Source organism: Colwellia hornerae (assembly GCF_007954355.1).
Taxonomy (GTDB): Bacteria; Pseudomonadota; Gammaproteobacteria; order Enterobacterales; family Alteromonadaceae; genus Colwellia_A; species Colwellia_A hornerae.
In genome coordinates, this window is record NZ_VOLR01000038.1 from 1 (window position 1) to 20,745 (window position 20,745).

General features: G+C 38.8%; 17 protein-coding genes, 1 other RNA gene and 1 pseudogene. 9 read left to right on the plus strand and 10 right to left on the minus strand.

Going from position 1 to position 20,745, the window contains the following annotated elements:
• The 8 genes and pseudogenes from ESZ26_RS19510 to ESZ26_RS17990 form a co-directional block, all read right to left on the minus strand.
• Window positions 1-107: pseudogene (locus ESZ26_RS19510) on the minus strand (transposase); the annotation flags it as partial.
• A 334-nt stretch (window positions 108-441) separates the two neighbouring features.
• Window positions 442-3,333, minus strand: a complete 2,892-nt coding sequence (gene gcvP / locus ESZ26_RS17960) for an aminomethyl-transferring glycine dehydrogenase (RefSeq protein ID WP_146801043.1) — start codon at window positions 3,331-3,333, stop codon at window positions 442-444.
• Between the two features lie 242 nt (window positions 3,334-3,575).
• Window positions 3,576-3,965 carry a glycine cleavage system protein GcvH gene (gene gcvH / locus ESZ26_RS17965; protein WP_070374238.1) on the minus strand — a complete coding sequence of 130 codons (390 nt, stop codon included), beginning with the start codon at window positions 3,963-3,965 and terminating at the stop codon, window positions 3,576-3,578.
• 184 nt (window positions 3,966-4,149) lie between these two features.
• Window positions 4,150-5,238, minus strand: a complete 1,089-nt coding sequence (gene gcvT, locus ESZ26_RS17970; protein ID WP_146801045.1) for a glycine cleavage system aminomethyltransferase GcvT — start codon at window positions 5,236-5,238, stop codon at window positions 4,150-4,152.
• Window positions 5,239-5,715: 477 nt separating this feature from the next.
• Entirely contained in the window at window positions 5,716-6,984 is a 1,269-nt protein-coding gene (locus ESZ26_RS17975; RefSeq protein WP_146801047.1) for an FAD-dependent monooxygenase, read from the minus strand.
• Between the two features lie 73 nt (window positions 6,985-7,057).
• Window positions 7,058-8,281, minus strand: a complete 1,224-nt coding sequence (gene ubiH / locus ESZ26_RS17980) for a 2-octaprenyl-6-methoxyphenyl hydroxylase (RefSeq protein WP_146801049.1) — start codon at window positions 8,279-8,281, stop codon at window positions 7,058-7,060.
• A gap of 190 nt (window positions 8,282-8,471) precedes the next feature.
• Window positions 8,472-9,839 carry a Xaa-Pro aminopeptidase gene (gene pepP / locus ESZ26_RS17985; protein ID WP_146801051.1) on the minus strand — a complete coding sequence of 456 codons (1,368 nt, stop codon included), beginning with the start codon at window positions 9,837-9,839 and terminating at the stop codon, window positions 8,472-8,474.
• Window positions 9,840-9,853: 14 nt separating this feature from the next.
• Window positions 9,854-10,423, minus strand: coding sequence for a UPF0149 family protein (locus ESZ26_RS17990; RefSeq protein ID WP_146801053.1), 570 nt, complete (start codon window positions 10,421-10,423; stop codon window positions 9,854-9,856).
• 185 nt (window positions 10,424-10,608) lie between these two features.
• Here ESZ26_RS17990 and ESZ26_RS17995 point away from each other — a divergent pair, with 185 nt between their 5' ends.
• The 5 genes from ESZ26_RS17995 (at window position 10,609) to metK (ending at window position 14,532) form a co-directional block, all read left to right on the plus strand.
• Window positions 10,609-10,917 carry a cell division protein ZapA gene (locus ESZ26_RS17995; RefSeq protein WP_146801054.1) on the plus strand — a complete coding sequence of 103 codons (309 nt, stop codon included), beginning with the start codon at window positions 10,609-10,611 and terminating at the stop codon, window positions 10,915-10,917.
• A 92-nt stretch (window positions 10,918-11,009) separates the two neighbouring features.
• Window positions 11,010-11,191, plus strand: a non-coding RNA gene (ssrS, locus tag ESZ26_RS18000) — 6S RNA.
• Window positions 11,192-11,535: 344 nt separating this feature from the next.
• Window positions 11,536-12,273, plus strand: coding sequence for a substrate-binding periplasmic protein (locus ESZ26_RS18005; protein ID WP_146801056.1), 738 nt, complete (start codon window positions 11,536-11,538; stop codon window positions 12,271-12,273).
• Between the two features lie 89 nt (window positions 12,274-12,362).
• The gene (gene murI, locus ESZ26_RS18010; RefSeq protein ID WP_211361246.1) at window positions 12,363-13,214 is read left to right on the plus strand and encodes a glutamate racemase; all 852 of its coding nucleotides are present in this window, start codon (window positions 12,363-12,365) and stop codon (window positions 13,212-13,214) included.
• Between the two features lie 130 nt (window positions 13,215-13,344).
• Window positions 13,345-14,532: a methionine adenosyltransferase gene (gene metK, locus ESZ26_RS18015; protein ID WP_146801058.1), complete on the plus strand. Its 1,188-nt coding sequence runs from the start codon at window positions 13,345-13,347 to the stop codon at window positions 14,530-14,532.
• Window positions 14,533-14,615: 83 nt separating this feature from the next.
• Here the strand turns inward: metK and trhO are convergent, their stop codons facing one another.
• Window positions 14,616-15,593, minus strand: coding sequence for an oxygen-dependent tRNA uridine(34) hydroxylase TrhO (trhO, locus tag ESZ26_RS18020; protein ID WP_146801060.1), 978 nt, complete (start codon window positions 15,591-15,593; stop codon window positions 14,616-14,618).
• Between the two features lie 309 nt (window positions 15,594-15,902).
• Here trhO and rsmE point away from each other — a divergent pair, with 309 nt between their 5' ends.
• The 4 genes from rsmE to ruvX all read left to right on the plus strand — a co-directional run bounded on the left by rsmE (window position 15,903) and on the right by ruvX (window position 18,794).
• Window positions 15,903-16,664, plus strand: coding sequence for a 16S rRNA (uracil(1498)-N(3))-methyltransferase (gene rsmE / locus ESZ26_RS18025; RefSeq protein ID WP_146801062.1), 762 nt, complete (start codon window positions 15,903-15,905; stop codon window positions 16,662-16,664).
• Between the two features lie 24 nt (window positions 16,665-16,688).
• The gene (gene gshB, locus ESZ26_RS18030) at window positions 16,689-17,645 is read left to right on the plus strand and encodes a glutathione synthase (protein ID WP_070374249.1); all 957 of its coding nucleotides are present in this window, start codon (window positions 16,689-16,691) and stop codon (window positions 17,643-17,645) included.
• 140 nt (window positions 17,646-17,785) lie between these two features.
• Window positions 17,786-18,340 carry a YqgE/AlgH family protein gene (locus tag ESZ26_RS18035; RefSeq protein WP_146801064.1) on the plus strand — a complete coding sequence of 185 codons (555 nt, stop codon included), beginning with the start codon at window positions 17,786-17,788 and terminating at the stop codon, window positions 18,338-18,340.
• 19 nt (window positions 18,341-18,359) lie between these two features.
• Window positions 18,360-18,794 (plus strand): Holliday junction resolvase RuvX, encoded by a 435-nt coding sequence (ruvX, locus tag ESZ26_RS18040; protein ID WP_146801066.1) that lies wholly within the window; start codon window positions 18,360-18,362, stop codon window positions 18,792-18,794.
• 119 nt (window positions 18,795-18,913) lie between these two features.
• Here the strand turns inward: ruvX and ESZ26_RS18045 are convergent, their stop codons facing one another.
• Complete coding sequence (locus ESZ26_RS18045; protein WP_146801068.1) at window positions 18,914-20,041, minus strand: PilT/PilU family type 4a pilus ATPase; 1,128 nt, start codon at window positions 20,039-20,041, stop codon at window positions 18,914-18,916.
• Window positions 20,042-20,745: the final 704 nt, after the last annotated feature.

Genomic DNA, 20,745 nt, shown 5'->3' on the forward strand with positions numbered 1-20,745 from the left:
GTTTCCTTATCTACGCCACACAAAAAAGCCTTGCGTACCGTACGACTGCAAATGTGATAATAAGGGGTGTCCAATAAACTGATTTGTTGTGAGCGAGGCTTAGGCATAATAGTCACCTGACTGAATAAAAGTACCTTAAGTCTAGTTTATTGAGCGAAAACTGCATCAGTTATTATGGGTGGCCTAATAAGAAGAAAGTGTTCGATGGGAAAATGTATGATAAATGGATGGTATTATCGTGCCTGTATATAAAGAAATGATTCGAAATACAGAGCAATTATAATTCAACTAAACAGAAAAAATACTGTTAACCTTTCCTGTAGTCGGTAATTATAAAAATAAAAAAGACGAATCATTTCTGATTCGCCTTTATACATAATTTGAAAGCTTTCAACTCTAAATGTCAGTTTCCAACTCTAAGTGTTGTGCTCAAAAGAAAAACTAGTCTTGGTAGCTTTCAATTGGAGGACATGAACAAATTAAGTTACGGTCTCCGTATACATCATCGATACGGTTAACTGTTGGCCAAAATTTATTTTTGGCTGCAGCTGGAACTGGGAATACCGCTTCTTTAATAGAATAACCACGATCCCAAGTATCAGTAATATCTGCTAACGTATGCGGAGCATTATGCAAAGGGTTGTTGTCACTTGACCATTCACCTGATTCAACTTTACGTACTTCGTCGCGAATAGAAACCATGGCTTCAACAAAACGGTCAAGTTCAACTTTAGACTCAGACTCTGTAGGTTCAATCATGAAAGTACCCGCTACTGGAAACGACATAGTGGGTGCATGAAAACCATAATCAATTAAGCGTTTTGCTATATCGACTTCGGTAATACCCGACGTTGCTTTAAGTGGACGCAAATCGATAATACATTCATGAGCAACACGGCCATTTTTTCCTGCATATAAAAGCGGGTAATGTTCACTTAATTTTTTAGCTAAGTAGTTGGCGTTAGTAATCGCATATTTAGTCGCATCTGTTACGCCCTGCTTACCTAGCATTGCACAGTAAAGGTAAGAGATACATAAAATACCCGCACTACCAAATGGTGCGGCTGCAACTGCGCCATTACCTTTAGTGCTTTCATCAACGTTAATTAATGCATGATCAGGCAAGAATGGTGCAAGGTGTGCTTTAACACCAATAGGTCCCATACCTGGGCCACCACCACCGTGTGGAATAGCAAAAGTTTTATGCAAGTTTAGGTGAGAAACGTCAGCGCCAATATAGCCTGGCGACGTTACGCCTACTTGTGCGTTCATGTTTGCGCCATCAAGGTAAACTTGACCGCCATGTTCGTGAACGATGTTACAGATTTCTGCAACTGTTGTTTCATATACGCCGTGCGTTGACGGGTATGTGATCATAATACAGGCAAGATTGTCGGCCATTTCGCTTGCTTTAGTGCGCAAGTCGTTCATGTCAACGTTGCCTTCTTTATCACAAGCAACAACAACAACTTTCATACCAACCATTTGCGCAGACGCAGGGTTTGTGCCGTGAGCAGAAGATGGAATTAAACAGATGTTACGATGTGCATCGCCACGACTTTCATGATATTTAACAATCGCGATTAAACCCGCGTACTCGCCTTGAGCACCTGAATTTGGTTGCATTGAAATGTTGTCGTAACCGGTAAGTTCAACTAACCAATCGCCTAACTCGTCAATCATTTGCTTATAACCTAAGGCTTGGTCAACAGGTGCAAATGGGTGCATGTTAGCGAATTCAGGCCATGATACCGGTATCATTTGCGCTGTTGCATTTAATTTCATCGTACAAGAGCCCAAAGAAATCATTGAATGGTTCAATGCTAAATCTTTGTTTTCTAATCTTTTGATGTAACGAAGCATTTCTGTTTCGCTGTGGTATGAATTAAATACCGGGTGAGTCAATATTTCAGATTCACGTACTAATGCTGCAGGAATTGAACAATGACCGCTGCTTACTATTTTGTCGTCGAGGTCGCTAACGTCTAAACCATGACCTTCGCCCAATAATATATCGAATAAACCAGCGATATTTTCACGAGTCGTTGTTTCATCAATAGAAATACTAATCTGACCGTCGATGTCAGTACGGAAGTTAACGCCAGCGGCTAATGCGCGCGCAACGATTTCTTCTTTGTTATCTAAATTAAACGTTAAAGTGTCAAAGTAGTTAGCATGAACAGCGGTTAAGCCTTTTGTGGCTGTGCCTAAGCATAAAATATCTGCGAAACGATGAATGCGATTAGCAATAATTTTTAAGCCTTTAGGACCATGATAAACCGCGTAAAACGCCGCCATGTTCGCTAAGAGTACTTGAGCTGTACAAATGTTTGAGTTAGCTTTTTCACGGCGAATATGCTGCTCACGAGTTTGCATTGCCATACGTAGTGCAGCATTACCACGGGTATCTTTAGACACACCAATAATACGACCAGGTAATGAACGTTTGTATTTTTCAGAAGTAGTAAAAAATGCTGCGTGTGGCCCGCCGTAGCCCATTGGCACGCCAAAACGTTGGCTTGAACCAATAACGGCATCAGCACCTAATTCGCCTGGCGCTTTTAACATCACTAAACTCATGATATCGGCAGCTACCGCAACAATACCTTTGTTTGCGTGAATTTTTTCAATTAACTCGCTAATGTCTGTGACTTCACCCGTTGCACTTGGGTATTGCAGTAAAGCACCAAAAACATCATGGTCAGCTGCTTCGTGAGCAGGAGCAACGATAACATCAAAATCAAACATTTCTGCACGCTGTTTAACAACGTCGATAGTTTGTGGGTAAACATCACTTGAGATAAAGAATAAGTTTGATTTTTTGTTTTTAGAAACTCGTTTTGCTAATGCCATGGCCTCAGCAGCTGCAGTACCTTCATCTAATAATGAAGCAGAGGCTAGTTCTAAACCGGTAAGGTCAATACACATCTGCTGGTAGTTTAATAATGATTCTAAACGACCTTGAGCAATTTCTGGTTGGTAAGGCGTGTAAGCTGTGTACCAGCCTGGATTTTCTAACACGTTACGCAAAATAACGTTCGGGGTTAATGTGCCGTAGTAACCTAAACCAATGTAGGTGTCGTTTACTTTGTTTAAGCTTGCAACCGCTTTTAAATCGCTTAAAGCTTGCGCTTCTGTTTTACTTTCTTCAATCGCAGGCAATGCTGATAAACGAATATCACTTGGTACGATTTCATTGATAAGTGCGTCAACCGACTCTGCGCCAATGTCATTTAACATTGCTTGAGTTTGTTCGGCATTAGGGCCAATGTGACGACGAATAAAGTCTTGAGTTTGCTCTAAATAAGCAAGTGATTTTGATTGAGTAGTCATAAAACAGCTTCTCTTAAGTGTGAAATAAATTAACTGGGTCATTAGTTACTGAGTAACTAAAAGAAAGCCCCGAACAATCAGTTAGAGGCTTAATAACAGATTTCGTAAACAGTTAGCTTTTAGGTAAGGCGCTAAATTATCAGTCTTATCAGCTTAGTAAGCCTTTAGCTAAAGGTTTAAAAAGCAAGTGAGTTAGACGAGTAACAAAAGCAACGCCACATAAAAGCTAAATGTACCCAAAATTAGTCTTCGTCAATAGAGTTTGCGTAACCTTCAGCATCTAATAAAGCATCTAACTCTGCTTCATCAGCTAACTGAACCTTGAATAACCAACCGGCGCCAAAAGCGTCTGAGTTAACTAGTTCAGGAGAATCTTCTAAGTCTTCATTTACTTCAATAACTTTACCTGAAACAGGTGCGTAGATGTCTGAAGCCGCTTTAACAGATTCTGCTACTGCAACGTCGTCACCCGTACTGATTTCATCATCAACATCAGGTAATTCAACAAATACCATGTCACCTAATAAGTCTTGTGCATGCTCAGTGATACCAACAGTAACTACGCCGTTACCTTCTTGACGTACCCATTCGTGTGATGTTGCATATTTTAGTTCTGAAGGAATGTTGCTCATTTTTTATTTTCCTGAGGTTAATTATTGTTTGTCGTAAACTCAATTTCAATTGTCGCTATTGGCTAACAATTAAATACTATAGCTTAATTATTCTTCTATATTGGACAAGGGTAAATAAATTCACCCTCAACCAATGTTGTCATTCTACTTGGTTCTCTAACAAATTTTTATCATTAAAAATTGATTAAAAAACTTTTTTTCCATTGCGAACAAAGCTGGCTTTGATCACTTTAACATTCACTAATTTTTTGCGCATTTCTACTTCAACAGTGTCACCTAAGCTTACACTGCGAGGTACACGAGCCATAGCAATACTATGACCTAGTGTTGGCGAAAATGTACCTGAGGTAATGATACCTTCACCAAATGGCGTAATCACTTTAAGGCCAGTGCGTAATACGCCCTTTTCTTCAAAAACCAAACCGACAAGTTTAGGTTGGTCGCCAGCCGCTTTTTGAGCAGTTAATACTTCACGGCCAATAAAGTTACGATCGGTCGGTTCCCAGCTAATGGTCCATGCCATGTTAGCCGCTAATGGCGAAACAGTTTCGTCCATATCTAAACCGTAAAGATTCATACCAGCTTCTAAACGTAAGGTATCACGAGCGCCTAAACCACAAGGTGCAACACCTGCGTCGAGTAGTTTTTGCCATAGATCTGCTGCTTGGTCTTCTGGAACAACAATTTCATAACCATCTTCACCAGTATAACCAGTAGTGGCAATAAATAAATCACCGGCTTGAACACCAAAGAATGGCTTCATACCTTCAACGGCTTGAGCTTGCTCTGCTGTTAATAATGTAGCTACTTTAGCTTTAGCTTGTGGCCCTTGCACGGCAATCATGCCAAATTCAGGACGTTCGGTAATTGTAACTTCAAAACCAGCCGCTTGTTCATTCATCCACGCTAAATCTTTTACGCGCGTTGCTGAGTTAACAACCAAACGGTAATAAGTTTCAGTGAAGAAATAAATGATCAAATCATCAATAACACCACCTTCGTGATTTAACATACCGGTATAAAGGGCTTTGCCTGCAACGGCTAATTTTGCAACATCGTTAATCACTAAACGGCGTAAATATGCTTGAGCATCAACACCTTTAATATCAACAATGGTCATGTGTGAAACATCAAACATGCCAGCATCAGTTCGAACAGCATTATGCTCTTCTATTTGCGAGCCGTAGTTAATTGGCATTTCCCAGCCGTGAAAATCAACTAGTTTTGCGCCAGCTTCAATATGCTTAGCATGTAATACGGTTTTATTAGTCATCGTATGTATTCCACTTTAATTGTATGAATTCGCCATTAAGCCAAGCTTAAAGGTAGTATATTTACAAAATAATTGACCAGATTATAGCCGCGCAAAGCCACCTATTCAACTAAAAATGAAGTAAACAGTCAAAAATACAAATTTTAAACCAGATAAATATTTTAATCCAAATTTAATTTTCAAAAGAGTCACTATAAAAAATTATAATCAGTTTCGCTTGATTAAAAAATCGAATCTTGGGTTTTTATTTTGTGTTTTTTACTGACATTTTTTTTCAGTAGAACTTATTAATTTAAAAACTAATAATATCAAAAGCAATAGAGAGTATTACGACGTTTAGGAAATTATTTTGTATCGATTTACTAGGTAATTAAAAGACAATCTTTAGATAAGTTTTATAAGGCCGAGCAAACGTTAATACCAGCTATTACGGTCATGTCAAAAGCGTTTGCTTAAATAATCGAAGCAAAGTTAATTTTATAATAATTTGTCTTTGATTGTTGCAAGTTTAGGTAACTCACTTTTCAAACCCAATGCCTGTTTAATTAAGACTTGCTTAACGGGCTTTAAGTTATTGATTAAAGACAAACCCAGACCTCTCACCAATTTTATCGCGCCTTGTTGAGGCGTAAACACTTGTTTAATTGACTCCATTGCTGCAACCATTTCGGTTGCTTCAGCTTTACGCCAACGGGAATATTCATTTAACAAGCGAGTAGTTAACCAAGCATCATTAGGGGCTTTTTGTTGGGTTATTTTGTCATTAATAATTTGTGCCAATGATACCGCGTCAAGTAAACCTAAATTAACGCCCTGGCCTGCTAATGGGTGAATGGTATGAGCAGCGTCACCAACCAAAGCAATACGCTCTTGAACAAAGCTTTGGGCAATACGCATAGTTAGCGGATGAGTAAAACGCTTACTCTGCAGTTCAATATTCCCTAATTTCCCATCACTTGCTGCCGTTAACGCTTTTGAAAACTCTATTGGGGTTAAGCCATTTAAACGGATTGCGTCTTCGGGAGATGTTGACCAAACGATTGAACATAAATCGTGCGTTCCCTGAGCGTCGTTAAGTGGCAGTAGCGCTAGAGGGCCAGTTTCTAAAAAAACTTGCCATGCGGTATTTTGGTGCCCTTGTGAGCATTTTACGGTAGCAACAATGGCGTGATGGTCATAATCACGAAAAGTTAAGGGGAACGCCATTTGACGTCTAACCCAAGAATTTGCGCCATCGGCCCCAACCACTAATTTGGCGGTTATTGGCATAGGGTTGCCGTTAGTTGCCGTAAAGCTAACAAAAGCTTCACTTTCACCAATACTTATATTACTCAAGGTATTTTCAGTATAAAAAGTTATGCCTTGATCTGCTTGTGCTTTTTGCCAAAGACTCAGACGTATAACGCTATTTTCAACGATCCAACCTAACTGTTCATTCGATGAACTCTGTTGTAAATCGTCACAAGAAAAAAGCAACTTTCCAAAGCCGGCTTTATCCCAAACATGCATATCAGTATAAGCTTGAATACGTTTTTGTTGAATTATTGACCAAACATCAAGATTATCAAAAATTTGTTTACTGGCAACATTAAGCGCACTGACCCGAACATCAGGCTGTTCTGATAATTCAGTCGGTGGTGAAGTGTCTACAATCGCAACAGTTAGCTGCGTTTGCTGACGCAGTGCTAAAGCTAAGGTTAGCCCCACCATGCCACCGCCAACAATTAATACATCAAATTTTTGCATGTTATTCTTCTTAATTTTAAAATCGCTTTACGCTTTGTTTAACTTTATCTTTATAGTGGCCGTGATTTAGCCACTAATAACCCATCGTTTTTCTAACGAGGCGACTTTTTAATGGTGATAAATAATTCATGACTTTCAAACCAACATTACGACCAACAACTAAAGCGGGCAATTTATTTGAAAAAAGTGTCACTAACGAATCCGTTAAGCCGATGACCTGCTGATGATCTAATTTTCGGTGCGAGGCATAATCACTCAACAGTGAAAACTGTCCAATGTCCTTATTATTTGTTAAGGCTATTTTGATCAGTTCTACCATTTGCCTAACATCTCTTACACCCAAGTTAAACCCTTGTCCGGCAATAGGATGAATAGTATGAGAAGCATTACCAATAAGTGCCATCCGATGAAACACCTGTTCATCAGCCATTAATAATTTAAGCGGATAAATGTCACGTTTACCCACTTGGGTTATTGCGCCAAGCCAACTGCCAAAAGCATTTTCAAGTTCATCTTGGAATTGCTTATCGCTAAGTGCTAGCATTTTATCTGCTTGCTCAGGCGGTAATGTCCACACCAAGGAACAGCGACTATCACTTGTTGCGCGCCCTTGGTTTGACAGCGGTAACATCGCAATAGGCCCAGTATCAGTAAAGCGTTCAAAAGCCAGATTATTGTGGGCAATTGTCGTACTTACATTGGTAATGAGTGCCGATTGACCATAGTCAGAGGTTTGCACAGCAATGTTAGCAAGTTTTCGACAGGCTGAATGAACACCATCACAGGCTAGTAGTAATTTGGCGCTAAGCTTTGCTGTTGAATTAAGCGTTAGTTCAACTTGCTCTTTTCGCCAAGTAATATCGGTTATTTTATCGGGAGTGAACCAAGTGATATTACCCGTTATTTTGTTTTTCTCTTTTAAGCTCGCTAATAAGGCTTGCCCAAGCAATGACATTTCAACAACAAAACCTAAGGCATTGACTTGATGATGCTCAGCATAAAGCCGAGCTTTACCGTAAAAGCCCCGATCTGAGATATGAATATTTTTAATAGGCTCGGCTAGGTACTTTAATTGTTGCCAAATCCCTAAACGTTCTAAATAGGTAGCTGTACCATGTGAAAGCGCTAACACTCGATCGTCAAAAGTTAATCTTGGGTCTTCTAATACCGGATTAGCTTCAACAATGGCAATAGACAGTGACTGACCCTGTTGTTTTTTGCAGTCGATCAAACTCAGCGCCATTAATGCACCAGATAAACCACCACCAGAAATTACGATATCGAATTCTTTTTTCATAGTTACTTTTTAGCTATTTAATACAATCGCTTAAGATAAAGTGTAAAAGTGAAATGCTAAGTTCATTGCTAACTCTCCATTGAGTTGTGTAATGAAACATTGATTAATGATTGCTGCCTGAATTTAAGTACGCAAATCTATGCTGATAAGTTCATATGGCAAGGTGAATTGACAATAAAAAACAAGTCAGTTAACTATGCGCAATCATTATTTGTTCAATTTCAGCAATTGATTTTGGCGCATTTACTGTTAAGTTTTCATGACCTTGATCAGTTACCACTATATTATCTTCAATTCTTATCGCTATACCGCGCCATTTTTTATCAACACTATAATCATCAAGTGGAATATAAATGCCCGGCTCTATGGTCATCACCATACCTTGTTCAAACGCTCGACATTGCTCGCGCTTATCATTTGACTGATAATCACCAACATCATGAACATCTAAACCCAACCAATGCCCTAGACCATGAATAAAGTACTTCTTACAGGCTTTATCCTCGAGTAACTGTGCTAAATTCCCAGACAATATACCTAAACGATGTAAACCTGAAGTCAGGAAGTTATTCACTAAAACATTAAGCTCGGCAAAGGTTGCTTGCGGCTTTATTGCACCAATCGCTAAGTTCTGTGCATCTAGCACCAATTGATAAACGTCTCGTTGTGCTGATGTGAATTTACCATTTGCAGGAAAGGTACGGGTAATGTCAGCCGCATAGCCGCTAAGTTCACCACCGGCGTCAATCAACACCAATTCGTTATTTTTCAGTACGTCATCATTGTTAGTGTAATGTAAAATATTGCCATTATCACCACAGGCAACAATACTGCCATAAGCTGGGTGCCTTGCACCATTACTGGCAAATTCATGCAATATTTCCGCTTCTAATTGATATTCAAATTTACCAATCGCTGACTGTTTCATCGCTCTGGCATGAGCCGCACCGCTAATAATATTTACTTGACGCATAATATCGAGTTCACCGGCACTTTTTATTAAACGCATTTCTTCAATAATATTTCGACAATCAACCAGTAATGTCGGTGCTTTTACGCCAAGGCGACTTTGCGCTTTAACAGCTGACAACCATGCATATATTTGACTATCAAAGCAGGTGTTTTTTCCTTGGCAAAACAACAAGTGACTTTTATCGGCAATATAATCAGGGAGGTATTGATCTATTTCGGTTAGTGGAAAACATTGATCTACACCATAATGCGCTACCGCTAACGCTTGTCCTACTCGCCTACCATGCCAGACTTCTTGAAGGGGATTTTTCTCAAGATTAAATAAAATACTTTTTTCATTCTTTTCGCCCTCATCAGCAGATTTAATCAGCACTAAAATAGCATCAGGTTCGTTATACCCCGTTAGATAATAAAAAGTTTTATCTTGGCAAAAAGCATATTCGGTATCATTACTGCGCGTGACTTCTTGTGCCGCGGGAAATATCGCAATAGAATTTTCTGGCATCGAGGTAAAAAATTGAGCACGACGTTGAATGAATTCTGCCAAAGGTAATAAAGTATTTTTTACTAAAGTTAATGTATTCATGACTTAATCTTTTTTTAGTGGACAGTATCTTCTGCGCTTTTACTTTCTGGCGGTGAGCCGAGCTCGGTAAAACACAATAAGGCAGAAATTCTGACATATTCAGCTATTTCAAAATAGGCTTGTTCGGTATCTTCGTCTTCTTCCATTTCGTCAGACAAATTAGCAATTTCAGCAAAATCAATAAGGACTTCTTTAACGTCTGCTGATAATACTGCTTTGTTTTTTTGTTGTAAGCCAAATCCTAAGTTAAAGCCTTGTACCCAAACACTTAAGGCATGGCCACGCTCAACCATACTATCGTCGTCATCTGGTAAGGTTAATTGAAACCCATAAGAATCATCAATAATATCATGCCAAACTTTTGCAAACATTGATTTTACCAACGACTTAACGGCACGAGGTAAGCCTTCACCATTGTTAAATAAGTCATTAATCATCACGATATAGTCTTCACTTTCAAAGGTAAAACCAGCACAAACTAAGCCGGTTAATACCCCGTGTAATTCAGCACCATGGACGGTAATGCTTTCTGTTGTAAGAATTGCTTGCACGGAGGCAAAGTCTAAAGAGGTTTCGTTGGACATGTTTTAATCATCAATAAAATGCGTGAGTTAATGCTAGGTATCGTAACATTCACGCTTTTATGATGCTAGAGATTAAAAGGAGAAAACCCTAGAGAACGCTTGCATAGTGTACGGCTCATCGCTATAGTGCTGAGATATGCATATATTACTATTAATTAAGATGTTTTTGTGAGAATCAGCCTGTTATGAGTCAACACTCGGTTACCATTGAAGTTGCTAATAGAAGACTAAAGATTTCATGTCCGAGCGGGCAAGAATCGTCTTTACTATTAGCTGCGGAAGAATTAAACCAACGTTTGCTAACAGACAGTAAAACTTGCTCTATAAAGACACCTGAGCAATCTCTGGTAATGACCGCACTTAACTTATCTAATGATTTATTAGCCGCTCGTAAAGAACTAATCGATGAGCGTGCTGCGCTGCAAAGTAAAATTGATTTACTACAAGCGACTATAAAACAAGCTGTAATTTCCGAATACCTCAAGAAAGCCTGATTTTTCAGCAACCTCTGTTCACTAAAAAAACAAACAAACCTAAGTTGCAAAAAAACACTTAAATCGCTTCAAGAAATTAGCTATACTAACGTCGTCTTCTGGGGTGTTTGTATGTTAACTATGTCCCTGAGCCGATAAGTTTTACCTAAGGAAGTTGATTATTAGCTATTGTGCAAGCCCGGCTCGTATCGGGAAGCCTACGGTTGAAATGATACCTCCGCCCTGAACACCCGGTGTTCAGGACTAAAGTCGACTGCGGCACCTTGGAAGCATCCTTTTTTCAAAAATATTAGGTTTAAACCTGATACCTCCGCGCAGCACCTAACAACACCCGGTGTTCAGGACTAAAGTCGACTGCGGCACCTTGGAAGCATCCTTTTCTTTATATAACAATTATCCTGCAAGTTAATATCAACCGCTATACTTTAGGCGATAATCGTTGTTTCAAAGTAAATAAAATTTAATATCAATAAGTCACAGTAATTCAAAGCGGTAATGCTGTCATTGCTAAGTAAAACCTGCCAAAATAATTTAATTGGAAAGACAAAAGAAAGCATAATAAATTAATGTTTTCTATACTCAATTTATCTCCCTTTATCAAATGAGTTATCTGTTTATATGAATATAAAATATCTCTGTATACTGCTCTTTTTAATTGGCATTACTTCATCAAGTAATGCCGAGCAGCTTGTCGTCACAGAAATATTACCCCCATATCAATTCTATCAAGAGAATAATGTTCTGAATGGCTTTTCGGTAGAGGTAATGGACGAAATATTCAAAATTACCGATGATGATATTGATCTACGGGTGTTACCTTGGGCGCGTGCTTATAAAACAGCCATCAATCAAGCAAATACACTTATTTTCTCCCTATCACGAACTTTATTAAGAGAGGACTCATTCATTTGGGGTGGTAAATTAATGACAGAGGATGTTTATGCTTGGGGCTTAAAAGAAAAATTTCAAACACCAATAACTAATATCAAACAACTCAGAAAATACAAAATAGCGGTCACTAACTCGTCAAGTACAGCCCAACATTTTCAACAACAACAATATCCCTATCTTCATGTACTCGGCTCCCCAGAGCAAAGTTTACAAATGCTATATATTAATAGAGTTGATATTATAACGGGTACAAAAAACACCTTAACAGCACGCGCAAGTGAATTAAATTTAGATATAACTAAGCTTAAAAAAATGATTTCTCTATCTGCCGTAAATCATGATTTATATTTTGCCTTTAGTCTGAATAGTGATGAAGAAATTGTTACTAAATATATGGATGCCTATAAAACAATCAAAAATAACGGTATTTTAGATAAACTAAAAAATAAATGGCAAGTAAAATAATCGGCTAAATAGCGCCTAGACCGCTTTTCTTGATAACATCAACACAACAAAGACCCATTTTACTTCGTTAGTCATTAATAATAGAGATCATGAGCCAAAATTACCTAGCCACAAAATCAGACAAAGCGCCATTAAAGCAAGTTCATTCAAACACCCAAGCGATCGGTATTTTCGACTCTGGCATTGGAGGTTTGTCGATTGCTCAATGTATTCATCAACATTTACCTGATGAAAACCTTATTTATGTGGCTGATAGTCAATTTGCCCCTTATGGCGACAAATCATCAACAGAAATCATTGAACGGGTAAATAAAATTGCTGACTGGTTAATTCATCAGCAGGTAAAAGCTATTGTTGTTGCCTGTAATACCGCAACTGTTATCGCTATTGAGCAACTACGTTTAAGGGTATCAATTCCAATCATTGGTGTTGAGCCGGCAATAAAGCCCGCAGCACTCCACAGTAAAACAAAGAAAGTCGCCTTGTTAGTAACAGAGGCGACCGCAATAAACACTCGATTTTTGTCTTTAGTAGATAAGCATAAAAATGGCGCTGAAATTTATATTCAACCGTGCCCTGGGCTAGTAGAGCTTATCGAGCAAGGCCTTCATCAAAGTGAACAGTGCTTTAAAATACTGCATACTTTTTTGCAACCTCTACTGCAAAGTAATATAGATACACTAGTATTAGGCTGCACACATTACCCCTTTGTTCGTTCACTTATACAAAATATTGTTGGTGATAACATTACTATAATGGAAACCGCTCAGCCGGTAACTGACCAGCTTGCCAGACAACTTGCAAACCAAGGATTATTGGCAAGTAATCAATCTATGTCGCAACAACACTTTTTTAGCTCTAGGGTATCTACACAACAAGCGAGATTGATGTCGGTACTTTTTGGTCAGAATGTTACCCTTCAGCAATTTTGTGCTCTATAAATCAACAATTCATAATTATTTTTAGCCGTTTAGCCATCTAGGCGTAAAAAAACTAGAAAATAGTTAATCTTGCAGTTAGAATAACTTCAATTCGAAAATATTTTAAACTATTACATTTTTCTGAGGTTATATGTCTACTCAATTTTTCACTTCTGAATCAGTTTCTGAAGGTCATCCGGATAAAATCGCCGATCAAATTTCTGATGCGGTACTTGATGCTATTATCGCTAAAGATAAGAATGCTCGTGTCGCTTGTGAAACTATGGTGAAAACTGGTGTAGCTATTATTTCAGGTGAGGTTTCTACTACCGCATGGGTTGATTTAGAAACTATTACCCGTAATGTTATTAGTAATATTGGTTATACCTCGTCTGACGTTGGTTTTGATGGTGAAACTTGTGGCATTATGAATTTAATTGGCCAGCAATCACCTGAGATTGCCCAAGGTGTTGACCGAGCAAATCCTGAAGATCAAGGTGCTGGTGACCAAGGATTAATGTTTGGTTATGCGACCAATGAAACTGAAACGTTAATGCCTGCGCCAATATTTTATTCTCATCGTTTAGTAGAGCGCCAAGCTGAAGTGCGTAAATCAGGGGTCTTACCTTGGTTACGTCCTGATGCTAAATCTCAAGTCACTTTTATTTATGAAGATAATAAGCCAGTAGCCATTGACGCAGTTGTTTTATCAACTCAACATAATCCGGAAATTTCTCAAGAAGATTTACACGAAGCTGTGATGGAAAACATCATAAAAGCTGTGTTACCTGCCGAGTTATTAACTAAAGATACTAAATACTTTATTAATCCTACTGGCCGCTTTGTTATTGGTGGCCCGGTGGGTGATTGTGGTTTAACGGGTCGTAAAATTATTGTTGATACCTATGGCGGCATGGCTCGTCATGGTGGTGGTGCTTTCTCAGGAAAAGATCCATCAAAAGTTGATCGCAGTGCTGCTTATGCTGGTCGTTATGTAGCAAAAAACATCGTTGCTGCTGGTTTGGCTGACCGTTGTGAAATTCAAATTTCTTATGCCATTGGTATTGCGGAGCCAACGTCAATTTCAATTGAAACTTTTGGTACTGGTAAAGTCTCAGAAGCAAAACTTATTGAATTGGTGAGAGCACATTTTGATCTTCGTCCATACGGCATTACTAAGATGCTTGATTTGTTGCACCCTATGTATCAGATGACAGCAGCTTACGGACATTTTGGTCGTGAACCTGTTGAAGTCACTGTTGGTGATGATACTTTTACTGCATTTACGTGGGAAAGAACCGATAAAGCTGACGCACTTCGCAAAGCCGCTGGTTTTTAACTTAAGTAATAACCCCCTATAAAAAAAGCGACTCAAAAGGTCGCTTTTTTTGTTTAAAAGGTAAATAACAATTTAGCTCATAGCTACTTTGTAGACTGCGCTTTTTTGCTGGCAACTTTTTCTTTTCGTCGCTGTTCGATAACATCTTGAACATTGCCACCGATATGCTTTTCACCTCGTTGGTTAGCTAAATTTATTTGACGCTCACGCTCAGCAAAACCACTGCGCTGCTCATCGGTATACTTGTCATAACAACGATGACAACTCACGCCTTTAACATAGTGTTCGCTCTGCATTTCTTCGCTTGTTATCGGGTAACGACAAGCAAAACATTGGTCGTACTGGCCTTGTTCTAAACCATGACCAACGGCAACACGACCATCAAAAACAAAACATTCGCCTTCCCACATTGAATTCTCTTGTTCAACTTCTTCTAAATATTTAAGCACACCTCCCTCTAGGTGATAAACGTCTTCGAAGCCTTGCTCTTTCAAGTAAGCTGTTGATTTTTCGCAACGAATACCACCAGTACAATACATAGCCACTTTTTTGTGCTTATTTTTATCTAAATGTTGGGCAACATATTCGGGAAATTCACGGAACGTTTCAGTCTTAGGGTTAACCGCGTTTTTAAAGGTACCAATTTCAATTTCATAATCGTTACGCGTATCAATCAATAAAACTTCTGGATCGGAGATAAGCGCATTCCAATCTTTTGGTTTCACATAAGTACCGACGGTTAATAATGGGTCAATACCTTCAACGCCCATAGTAACGATTTCTTTTTTTAATTTAACTTTGCTGCGTTGAAAAGGGTTTTCGTCGGCATATGAATATTTATGGGAGACATTCATTAAACGCTCATCTGTTTCCAAATGAGCTAAGAGCGCGTCAATACCGGCTTGTGAACCAGCAACCGTGCCGTTAATGCCTTCATTTGCTATTAATAGCGTGCCTTTAACCTCGTTCTCTAACATAACGGTTAATAAAGGTGTTTTAAGTTGTTCGAAATTTTCTAAGCGCACAAATTTATAAAGTGCACAAACAGTGATGTTTTGCATAGTAGTAAGACCCATTGAGCCAGCCAGAACGTAAATCCGGAGCTGTAGATTGATATAAAGCTGACAACTAAAAATAACTATGTCAGTAGCAAGGCGCGCATTCTATCAAAAGCTTTTATTGAGTTAAAGCTTGTCAGCATTTTTATCTAAAACGCCATGGTATGTAAATAATTTCACCCGATGAAAAGTAATAACGGACATTATTTATCTTAAACAGGCTTTATTACGCCAATTTTGGCAAATGCTAATTGAAATAAGTCGCTCCCGCCCTTATATTTCTTGATAAGATAATAAAAAATAATAAAGATTATGAGCAACCCTAGAATTTATCAGCAACAATCATTTGCTATTGGCGACACGATTACCTTAAGTGAAGATGCCTTCGGCCATACCATACGAGTTCTGCGTTTAAAGAGTGGTGATAATTTAACCCTTTTTAATGGCGAATTAAACCAAGGTGTACTTGGCGATTATCAAGCTGAAATAACCGACGTTAGTAAAAAAAATGCCCAAGTCATTATAAAATCGTTTACCGAGAAAAATGTTGAATCGCCATTAAATATTCATTTAGGACAAGGTATTTCTCGTGGCGATCGAATGGACTTTACCTTACAGAAATCGGTTGAGCTAGGTGTTAACACCATAACCCCTCTATTTACCGAACGTTGCGGGGTAAAGCTAACCGGAGAACGTTTACAGAAAAAAATAGACCAATGGCAAAAAATAGTCGTCAGTGCTTGTGAACAAAGTGGCCGTTGTTCGGTCCCTATAGTTATGCCTGCTGTTTATTTAGATGAATGGCTTACTCAACCAAGTACTTCATTAAAACTAAATTTACACCCAAAAGCGCAATACTCAATAATGAATTTACCTGAAAAAAACATCAGTGATTCAAATCAGCGAGTGCGTTTACTTATTGGTCCCGAAGGCGGTTTAAGTGAAGATGAAATTAAACGAGCCAATGAAGCCTCTTTTGTTGATGTTTTATTAGGGCCAAGAATATTAAGAACAGAAACGGCAGCATTAACGGCAATTACCGCATTGCAATGCCGCTTTGGCGATATTAATTAGTAACGAACACCTTAGGAAATAAAAATGACAATTAAACTTGGCGTAGTAATGGACCCTATTTCACAGGTCAATGTAAAGAAAGATTCATCTATGGCGATGATGTTCGAAGCTCAAAAGCGCGGTTACGAAATTTATTACATGGAAATGAAAGACTTATACCTTGACCAAGGACAATGCCGTGCCACAGCACAAAAATTGAAGGTTTTTGACGATCCTCAACATTGGTATGAACTAGACGAAGTAAACGACATCGCTGTTTCAGAGCTTGACGCGGTTTTAATGCGTAAAGATCCTCCTTTTGATACCGAATTTATCTACGCAACCTACATGCTTGAGCGCGCAGAAGTTGAAGGCACATTAATTGTAAACAAGCCGCAAAGTTTACGTGACTGTAACGAAAAACTTTTTACTGCCTGGTTTGCCGAGTTGACACCACGTACCTTAGTAACACGTAATAATGATAAAATTCGTGAATTTCATCAAAAAGAAAAAGACATTATTATCAAGCCGCTTGATGGTATGGGCGGTGCGTCGATTTTTCGCATTAAAGAAAACGATGCTAATGTCGGCGTTATATTAGAAACACTGACTAACCACGGTAACCAATACGCTATGGTGCAAGAGTTTATGCCAGAGATTAAAGATGGCGATAAACGCATTCTTATCGTTAATGGTGAACCTATGCCCTATTGCCTAGCCCGCATCCCTGCACAAGGTGAAACGCGTGGTAATTTAGCTGCTGGTGGCCGTGGTGAAGCCAGGCCGCTTAGCGCTACCGATAGGTTAATTGCTGAAACTATTGCACCAGAATTGAAGAAACGTGGTCTATACTTTGTTGGGTTAGATGTTATTGGTGACAAAGTTACCGAAATTAACGTTACCAGTCCCACCTGTATCCGAGAAATTGAAGCTGCATATCCGATTAATATCAGTGGAAAGTTAATGGATGCAATAGAAGAAAATATTCGTCCTAGAGTATAAATATTTTAGTTATATTTTTTACCATTTAAAGTTATTAGTCTCTACTAGCGGTGGTCCTTTGAAATAAACGATCACCATACCTCTATAAAAACAATGATACATAGAGTTTTTTTAAAACTTAAAGTGTAAAAGGTGATGGTATGGAAAGCTTAGAAAATCAACTATTAATTGCAATGCCTGCATTAGACGATGCCTATTTTAATAAAACCGTGACTTATATTTGTGAGCACAATGAAGAAGGCGCGATGGGGCTTATTATTAACTTACCCGTTAACGTGACTTTAAACGAATTACTCGTCCAGATAGATGCTAAAAAAGAACAGGCACCTGAATTAGGTCAACAAGTGTTAACCGGAGGTCCTGTTTCTCAGGACCGGGGTTTTGTTTTACACAGCCCACAAGATTGCTGGAAACAATCTTTATCGCTCAGTAAAGAGGTAATGATCACCACCTCGAAAGATATTTTAATGGCGTTAGGCACAGAAGGAGCACCAGAAAAATATATGGTTACCTTAGGCTATGCCGGTTGGGGACCAGGACAATTAGAAGAAGAAATTAAAACTAACGCCTGGCTTTTAACCCCTGCTGATGGTGATATTGTTTTTAATACACCGATTGAGCAGCGCTGGAAAAAAGCCACTGAAAAACTAGGTATTGATATGGCCCATTTATCTACGGATATCGGCCATGCTTAACAACGTTAAGGAATAATAAGTGTCAAAAAATGTCGGCCAACGCACCGTTTTAGGTTTTGATTTTGGTAAAAAATATATTGGCGTTGCTGTTGGCCAAGAACTGACTGGAAGTGCCTCTCCTTTAGGCTCAATTAGAGCTAAAGAAGGTATTCCTAATGAGATGGAATTAACAAAATTCATTAAAGAATGGCAACCCGATTATTTAGTGGTGGGTTTGCCATTGAATATGGATGGTAGTGAGCAACAGTTAACCCTTGATGCCAAGAAATTTGGTAACCGCTTGTCAAATAAATTTGCTCTGAAGGTAGAGTTTCAAGACGAACGTTTAACTACAGCGGATGCCAAAGAACGTTTGTTTGCCGCTGGTGGTTATCGTAATTTAAAAAAAGATAATATTGATGCTGAGTCAGCAAGATTAATTATTGAAAGTTATTTTGAAACGCTTTACGACTAGAAAATTGCAGTATAGCCAAACCACATAACGCTCATGCTGCAAGTGGTTTGGCTATCTATTTTTAGATGGTTAAAGCAGCTGAGTCTAACAACTACAACCTTTATTAAGCGTATATTAACCTAAGTATCTTTAGGGCCAAAACCGTCTATGGTCACGCCGCTTAATGCACCGGTCCCCCCTTGTTCATTACTGCGCAACTTGATCATCAAGCGTAAATCATTCGGTGAATCAGCATGATGCAACGCATCAGCATAGTTTATTGAGCCTTTTTGATACAATTCAAATAAAGCACCATCAAAGGTCTGCATACCAAGTTCTTTCGACTTTTCCATCACTTCTTTAATACTACCAATATCACCTTTTTTAATAAGTTCTGCGATATAAGGCGAGTTAAGTAAGATTTCAATCGCTGCAACACGCCCGTTACCGTCGCAGGTAGGGATCAGTTGCTGAGCAATAATACCGCGTAAATTTAACGCTAAATCAAACAGCAACTTACCATGTTGTCCCGCAGGTACTAAGTGCATGATACGGTCAATCGCTTGGTTGGCATTATTTGCATGCAAGGTTGCAATACATAGGTGCCCAGTTTCAGCAAAACTTAAGGCATGCTCCATGGTTTCTTGGTTACGAATTTCACCAATTAGAATAACATCGGGTGCTTGGCGTAATGAGCTTTTTAAAGCGGCATCGAAACTTTCAGTATCTAAGCCAACCTCACGTTGCGTTACCATACAACGAGCATGTTCATGCACAAATTCAACAGGGTCTTCAATGGTAAGAATATGGCCACGCGAATTTTTATTACGATAACCAATCAATGAAGCCATTGATGTTGACTTACCTGTACCCGTACCGCCAACAAAAAGCACTAAACCGCGCTTTGACATAACCACATCTTTTAAAATGGGCGGTAAACCGAGTTCATCAGCATCAGGAATTTCTGTGACAATACGTCGAACAACCATACCGGCCATGTCGCGTTGCCAAAAAGCTGAAATACGGAAACGACCAATGTCGTCAATTGAAATGGCAAAGTTACATTCTTTTTCTTCAGTAAATTGCTTTTTCTGTTTATCGTTCATAGCATTATGAACAAGCGCTAACGATTCATCGCTTGTTAAAAGATGATCATCAATTGCTTGTAACTCGCCATTTACTTTCGCGCTTACCGCAAGCTTAGCGGTAACAAACATATCAGAGGCACCTGCTTTTACCATTTTTTGTAATAAGTCATGAAAATTCATTGGTCTTTCTCTTATCTTTTAAATCGTAATGTGAAGAGTGAAATAATAGACACTCATGGTTTGAACTGGCTTTAAAACCTCGACATTAATCTTAGCTCGCTTTAAAAACCTCTAAATTGGTTTTTATCAACCGCTTTTTCCATCGCATCTTGTTTGGTGATTAAGCCTCGATTAACTAGACCTTGTAAACCTTGTAGACAACAGACACCCATGGTTTGGGCTGGCTTTAAAACCTCTACATTGATCTTAGCTCGCTTTAAAACATCTACATTAATTTTAGCGTGTTTTAAAAACCTCTAAATTGGTTTTTATCAACCGCTTTTTCCATCGCATCTTGTTTGGTGATTAAGCCTCGATTAACTAGACCTTGTAGACAACAGACACCCATGGTTTGGGCTGGTTTTAAAACCTCTACATTGATCTTAGCTCGCTTTAAAAACCTCTAAATTGGTTTTTATCAACCGCTTTTTCCATCGCATCTTGTTTGGTGATTAAGCCTCGATTAACTAGACCTTGTAGACAACAGACACCCATGGTTTGGGCTGGCTTTAAAACCTCTACATTGATATTAGCTCGCTTTAAAAACCTCTAAATTGGTTTTTATCAACCGCTTTTTCCATCGCATCTTGTTTGGTGATTAAGCCTCGATTAACTAGACCTTGTAGACAACAGACACCCATGGTTTGAGCTGGTTTTAAAACCTC